Origin of the sequence: Methanobrevibacter sp. 87.7, from assembly GCF_002208625.1 — an archaeon.
In the GTDB taxonomy this organism is placed as follows: domain Archaea; phylum Methanobacteriota; class Methanobacteria; order Methanobacteriales; family Methanobacteriaceae; genus Methanarmilla.
Map to the genome: position 1 here is coordinate 1 of NZ_MRCT01000101.1, position 7,019 is coordinate 7,019.

General features: G+C 26.8%; 4 protein-coding genes. 1 reads left to right on the forward strand and 3 read right to left on the reverse strand.

Annotation, left to right across the window (positions count from 1 at the left end):
• Positions 1–73: 73 nt before the first annotated feature.
• Positions 74–3,277, reverse strand: coding sequence for a carbamoyl-phosphate synthase large subunit (gene carB, locus BGI41_RS05770; RefSeq protein WP_088539420.1), 3,204 nt, complete (start codon positions 3,275–3,277; stop codon positions 74–76).
• Between the two features lie 227 nt (positions 3,278–3,504).
• Complete coding sequence (gene carA / locus BGI41_RS05775; protein ID WP_088539422.1) at positions 3,505–4,587, reverse strand: glutamine-hydrolyzing carbamoyl-phosphate synthase small subunit; 1,083 nt, start codon at positions 4,585–4,587, stop codon at positions 3,505–3,507.
• A gap of 290 nt (positions 4,588–4,877) precedes the next feature.
• On the opposite strand from carA, the gene BGI41_RS05780 reads away from it, so the two are divergent.
• Positions 4,878–5,462 carry a hypothetical protein gene (locus BGI41_RS05780; RefSeq protein ID WP_088539424.1) on the forward strand — a complete coding sequence of 195 codons (585 nt, stop codon included), beginning with the start codon at positions 4,878–4,880 and terminating at the stop codon, positions 5,460–5,462.
• A gap of 337 nt (positions 5,463–5,799) precedes the next feature.
• Here BGI41_RS05780 and mtaA read toward each other — a convergent pair whose 3' ends face one another.
• Positions 5,800–6,855 carry a methylcobamide:CoM methyltransferase MtaA gene (gene mtaA, locus BGI41_RS05785; RefSeq protein ID WP_088539426.1) on the reverse strand — a complete coding sequence of 352 codons (1,056 nt, stop codon included), beginning with the start codon at positions 6,853–6,855 and terminating at the stop codon, positions 5,800–5,802.
• Between the last annotated feature and the right edge of the window lie 164 nt (positions 6,856–7,019).

Consider the following 7,019-nt stretch of genomic DNA (forward strand, 5'->3'; position numbering starts at 1 on the left):
AAAATACTATTTTAAAATTAAAAAAATAAGTAAATAAAATAAAAAATTGATAAAAAAAAATAAAAAGTAAAAACTATTTTTTAAGATTTAAATCAAAGTTTCCACCAGAGTGTTCATTTAATGATTTTACATTAATCTCAGTATTTGAAACTGCTTCTATTGCTGCAAGTGCTGCTCTTGCACCAGCAAGAGTAGTTACATATGGAATACCAAGTTCAATAGCTAAACGTCTAATGATATAACCATCCCGTGCAGCTTGTTTACCATATGAAGTATTAATTATTAAATCAATTTCATCATTTAATATTGCATCACGTATATTTGGTGAACCTTGTGAAACTTTTTTAACAATTTCTATTGGAACACCTTCAACAGCATTTGCAGTACCTCTAGTTGCACAAATTTCAAAACCTAAATTATATGCTTTTTCAGCAATAGTTTGGATTTTCTTTTTATCTTTATCACGAACACTTATAAAGATCTTACCTTTTTTAGGTAAATTCATACCTGCAGCAAGTTGTGATTTATAAAATGCAACACCAAAAGTATCATCAATACCAATAGTTTCTCCAGTAGATTTCATTTCAGGTCCAAGAATAGTATCTGATTTTGGTAATTTTAAGAATGGGAATACAGATTCTTTTACTGCAACATGATCAATAGATACTTCTTTTGTAAGACCAAAGTCTTTAAGTTTATATCCTGTCATTAATAAAGTTGCAATTTTTGCAATAGGTATACCTATAGCTTTACTTACAAATGGTACTGTTCTACTTGCACGTGGATTTGCTTCAATAATATATACCATTTCAGTATCAGTTTTTACAGCATACTGAATATTCATTAAACCAACAACATCAAGTTCAAGAGCAAGTTTTTTAGTATCCTCTCTAATTTCATCAATTAAATGTTTAGGTACAGTATGAGGTGGAATTACACATGCAGAATCTCCAGAGTGAACACCTGCTTCTTCAATATGTTCCATAATACCTGCAATAAATACATCTTCACCATCACATAATACATCTACATCAAGTTCAATAGCATCTTCAAGGAATTTATCTACTAAAATAGGGTGTTCTGGTGATACTTTTACAGCTTCTTTCATATATTCTTCAAGTTCACTATTATCATAAACAATTTCCATTGCACGTCCACCGATAACATATGATGGTCTTACAAGTACCGGGAAACCAATTTTTTCAGCAACTTCTTTAGCTTTATCATATGAATGAGCAAGACCAAATGGTGCTTGATGAATATTAAGTTTATTTAATAATTTAGTGAATCTTTCCCTATCTTCAGCAATATCAATACTATCATATGGTGTACCTAAAATTTTTACACCTGCATTAGCAAGAGGAACTGCTAAATTAATAGATGTTTGACCACCAAATTGTACAATTACTCCATCTGGTTTTTCTCTTTCAACAATACTCATTACATCTTCAAATGTTAAAGGTTCAAAGAATAATTTATCAGAAATATCATAATCAGTACTTACAGTTTCAGGGTTATTATTAATTAAAATTGTTTCAATTCCTTCTTCTTTAAGTGCAAGAGAAGAATGTACACAACAATAATCAAATTCTATACCTTGACCAATCCTAATAGGACCTGCACCAAGAATAATAATTTTCCTATCTTTATCTTCACTTAATGCTAATTCATCACCTTTATCATATGATGAATAATAATATGGAGTTCTTGCTTCAAATTCTCCACCACAAGTATCTACCATTTTATAACTAGGAATAATATTATATTTTTCTTGAATTTCACAGATTTCATCAACAGTCTTATTAGTTAATTTTGCAAGTTTTGTGTTTGTAAAATCTAATTGTTTAGCTTTCCTAAAGTATTCAGGATTTTGTAGTTTTTCATAAGTAACTTCATCTTCAAAATCAACAATATTTTTAATTTTATATAAAAAGAAACTGTCAATATCAGTGATTTCAGAGATTTCTTCAACATCTTCTCCATCTTTAATAGCAGAATATAATTGTAAAAGTCTTAAATCAGTTGGATGTTCAAGATCATATTTAGTATAATCAATATATTCAAAACCATCATAACCTAAATCAAGAGATCTTAAAGCTTTTTGAAGAGCTTCTTCAATAGTCCTCCCAATAGCCATAACTTCCCCAGTAGCTTTCATTTGAACTCCAATTTCCCTATTAATTCCTTTAAATTTATCAAATGGCCATCTAGGTATTTTAACAACAACATAATCTAAAGTAGGTTCAAATGATGCAGGAGTTTCTTTAGTAATATCATTTTCTATTTCATCTAAAGTTAAACCTAATGCGATTTTAGAGGAAATTTTAGCGATAGGGTAACCAGTAGCTTTAGATGCAAGAGCACTACTTCTACTTACTCTAGGATTAACTTCAATAACTTTATATTCTCCAGTTTCTGGTTTAACAGCAAACTGAATATTACATCCACCTTCAATACCTAATGCACGTATAATCTTAATAGATGCATCTCTTAATCTTTGAGAATAATCATTTTCAAGATTTTGAGCTGGAGCAACAACAACACTTTCACCAGTATGTATACCCATAGGATCTATATTTTCCATATTACATACAATAATACAAGTGTCATTAGAATCTCTCATTACTTCATATTCAAACTCTTTCCAACCAAGTACAGATTCATCAATTAAAACTTGATTAATAAAACTCATATCTAATCCATGTCTTGTAATATGAATAAGTTCCTCCTCATTATGAGCAACTCCACCACCAGTACCACCTAAAGTAAATGCAGGTCTTACAATTGCAGGATAACCAATATCTTTAATAGCTTCTAATGATTCCTCAATAGAGTTTACTGCATGACATTTTGGAATAGGTTCATCAAGTTTCTCCATAAACAATGCAAATAAATCACGGTCTTCAACATTTTTAATTGTCTCAAGATTTGAACCTAAAACTTTAATATCATCTAACATTCCAAGTTCACCAAGACCAGTTGCAATATTAAGACCAGTTTGTCCTCCCATTGTTGGAAGTATTGCATCTACATTTTCTTTTTTAATAATTTTTGCAACAATTTCCGGTGTTAACGGTTCTGTATAAACTGTATCTGCCATATCCATATCAGTTTGAATAGTCGCTGGATTACTGTTAACTAAAACAGTTTCAATACCCTCTTCTCTTAAAGATTTACATGCTTGAGAACCTGAATAATCAAATTCTGCAGCTTGACCAATTTGGATAGGACCAGAACCAATTATAAGTACTTTTTTAATATCCTTGTTTATAGGCATTTTATCCTTCTTCTCCTCTAAAATCAAATAAGCAATAACGATATTAATATTCTATAAAAAAATATAGAATTTAATTTTATAAATAAAAATTTAAACCTAGAATTAAATCTAAAATTTTATAAAAAAATTAAATCTAAGATTAAATTTAAATTCCAAAATCCGATTTAAAATTCTAAAAATTTAAATCATAATAAATCTACTAACAAATTACAAAATTAATTTAAAAATTAATAATTTTCAATAGTTTCTTTAAATTCTTCAAATAATGATTTAGTATCATTTGGGCCAGGTTCTGCTTCTGGGTGATATTGAATACATTTAAGAGGTAACTCTTTATGAGCAAATCCTTCTGGAGTTCCATCATTTAAATTTATTTGAGTAAGTTCTAAATCACTAGATTTTAAAGAATCTGCATCAACAGAAAATCCATGATTTTGACTTGTAATATAAACTTTACCAGTATTAAGATCTTTTACTGGTTGATTAACTCCTCTATGACCAAATTTCATTTTAAAAATTTTAGCACCAAAAGATTTAGCAATTAATTGTTGACCCATACAAATACCAAAAACAGGAAGTCTATTAGATAACTTTTGAATATTACTAACAGTATCTTCTAATTTATCAGGATTACCTGGTCCACATGAAACCATTAAACCATTAACATCATAATCTAAAATATCTTTATAATTTAGATTATAGGGTACACGAACAACTCCAACACCAATTTTAAGAAAACTATTAATGATGCTTCTTTTAACACCACAATCAATAAGTGCTATTTTATCCTTACAATCTTCACCATATATTTTTACTTCTTTAGTAGATACTTCAGGTACAAGATCTAAATCAGTAATACTTTTTTGACTTTTAGCTAAATCTAAAAGTTCTTCATCACTAATATCTTCAGTGGTAATTGCACCTTTCATAGATCCAGAATTTCTAATTTTTAAAGTTAAATATCTAGTATCGATTCCACTAATACCTGGAATTTCAAATTCTTCTAAAAAATCATTTAAAGTTTTTTGAGAAGTATACCTTGAAGGTTTCTTACAAACTTCTCTTACAACATATCCTTCAACTTGAATTTTATCTGATTGATAATGATCTTCAGATACCCCATAATTACCTTCTAAAGGGTAAGTAGACATTAAAATTTGTCCATTGAAAGAAGGATCAGTCAATGATTCAGTATAACCAACCATACCAGTAGTAAATACTACTTCACCAACATTAGTTGTTTCATAACCAAATGATTCACCTTTTACAATAGTTCCATCTTCTAAAGCTAATTTGGCCCCATTTTTCATTAAATCACCATATTTATAAATCACCTAAAAATAAGGTGAATATTATATTATGTTAATATATGTTTAAATCCTTATTTTAACTTAACTATATTATTATAAAAAATATGAAAAACTAATTTTAAATTTAAAAAATAAATTTAAAAAAATATAAAAAGTTTTACTTAAAACAAATTTAGAAAAATTAAAAAATAAGATTATAATATTAAAAAAAACTAAAAAAATTATAAAAAACCATACATTAAAGATAACTATAAAAAATTATATAAAAATCAAGTTATTATTAATATATAATGAATAGTAATGAGAAAAAAATAATAGAAAAAGCTGAGAAAATTATCAGTAATATGAAAGGAACATTAAAGGTTGAAAAACTTTCAAATAAAGAGATTTTAGATTTAATTGATATTGAATCAAAAATTGACATAAACATTGTACCTATAATTAATGAAGGAATGAAAGAATGTTTTAGACAAGATGTTACCTTTGTTATTTTTAAAAAAGGATATTTTAGACGTCCACCATCACCGACATTAATTTTAGTAGGACATAATGGTGAGATTATAGGTCATGAAATTTTTACTGATGAAGAAAGAGACGAATATAAAAATGATGATAATGCTTTTTTATTAAGTGAAGATTTTGTAATATTCAAAGATAAAAACCAATATAATAATAGATATCTTAGTGAAAAATCTTTTGTATTACCACCAGTAGCATTTCCAGAACTTGAGAATATTGAAGGTATTAAAAAAGTTGTCTCATCATCTCCATCAACACATAGTGATGAATATCTTAAAAAAAATTATGGATATGATCCAAAAGATAGAAGTATTGCAAGTATACTTGTTTCAATATCTTTAGAAAAAACTGATTAAATATTTTAATAAATAAATATTAAGATTTAAATTAATAAATACATAATTTTAAAAATAATTATAAATATATTTTTATTTTTTATTAAATATCTAATAATATAAAACTAAATTTTAATATATTTTTACTTTTATTAAATAAAACTAATTAATACTTTTTTTAAGCATTAAAATAATATAAATACTAATTTTAAAAATAGCTAAAAAAATATAAAATTAAAATAGAAAATAATAAAAAATAATTAAATATTTCTATTATACTGATTTTAAATAGATAAAAAAACTAAAAAATGTTACTAAATTAAAAAAAAAACTAAAAAAATAGCTAAAATAGCTAATTTTAAAGTTTAATTATATATTCATTTCTTGCATCAACCATTGCTTTAACATTTGCAATAGGAGAACCTGGTGCTAAACCACAACTTGGTGCAAGAACATCAACACCATCATCTAATGCTTTTTTAACATCATTTTTAACATCATCTACAGAACCAGTAAATAATGTTTCAGAGGTAGAAATATTTCCAACAATAACAGAACTACCATTACCTTCCATAGCACAAGAACCATTATTATTTTTACCAACATTTCCAATATCTTTTCTTGCTTGTGGAATATTAACTGCTTCTTCAATACTTATTCCATCAAAACCAATAGTTGCCATATCTGGAACAATTTCTTGACTATTACCACAAATATGTAAAACAGATTTAGGATCTTCAATGAAATTTGCATAATCTTCTAATGCTGGTTTAATCATAGATTTAAATTGTAAAGGATCAATAAGTTCTGGAGAAGCAGTAGGTTCTGCAATACAAATTACATCAGGTTCATGATCCATAATAGCTTCAGCATAATCCATACATGCATCTAAACAATTATCAATAGCATCTTCAACATCAGAAGGTTCTGTTTTTATTAATCTTACTAAATTTTCAATACCTAATAAATGTCCAGTTAAAGTAAATGGTCCAGTAGTACCTACAACTATTGGAACTTCAGGAAATTCTTCTTTTGCAATATCAATAGCTTTTAAAACAGAAGGAATACGACCAATATCTAAAAAATCATCAGGTTCTTCAATATCATCTGCAGTTTCAAAAGGAGATGATTTAACTTCAGGTGTTTTTTCAGGATTACCTAAATCAATAGTAGCCCCCATAGATTCAGCTTCAACAGTTAAACCAAAAGGAATTCTAATACATTCTAATCCTGCAAATTTATACGGTGCACTTGCTAGTTTTACCATTAATTCAGGGTCTTTATGTGCTTCAGGCCATGAAGCTCCAACTTTTTCCATTGCTTCAGTAAGTCCTATTTGAGTTACACTAATAACTGGTTTTATATCTACTTTTTCACCACTTAGTGCAGCATCAAGATTTTCTTTCATATCCATATAATCACCACTAATAACAATCTAAAAATAATTATAAGAATTTAAAATCTGTTTAAAATAATTTAATTATAGAATAATTAAAAAGTAATTAAATAATAATTAATTCTAAAATTATTAAAATTATTAAATTATCAAATAAAATATTTTAATTAAATTTGTTTCAA

What these genes read in the sequence shown, in the direction of transcription:
- carB (WP_088539420.1), bottom strand. Translation starts at nt 3,277, where the DNA reads ATGCCTATAAACAAGGATATTAAAAAAGTACTTATAATTGGTTCTGGT.
- carA (WP_088539422.1), bottom strand. Translation starts at nt 4,587, where the DNA reads ATGAAAAATGGGGCCAAATTAGCTTTAGAAGATGGAACTATTGTAAAA.
- BGI41_RS05780 (WP_088539424.1), top strand. Translation starts at nt 4,878, where the DNA reads ATGAATAGTAATGAGAAAAAAATAATAGAAAAAGCTGAGAAAATTATC.
- mtaA (WP_088539426.1), bottom strand. Translation starts at nt 6,855, where the DNA reads ATGGATATGAAAGAAAATCTTGATGCTGCACTAAGTGGTGAAAAAGTA.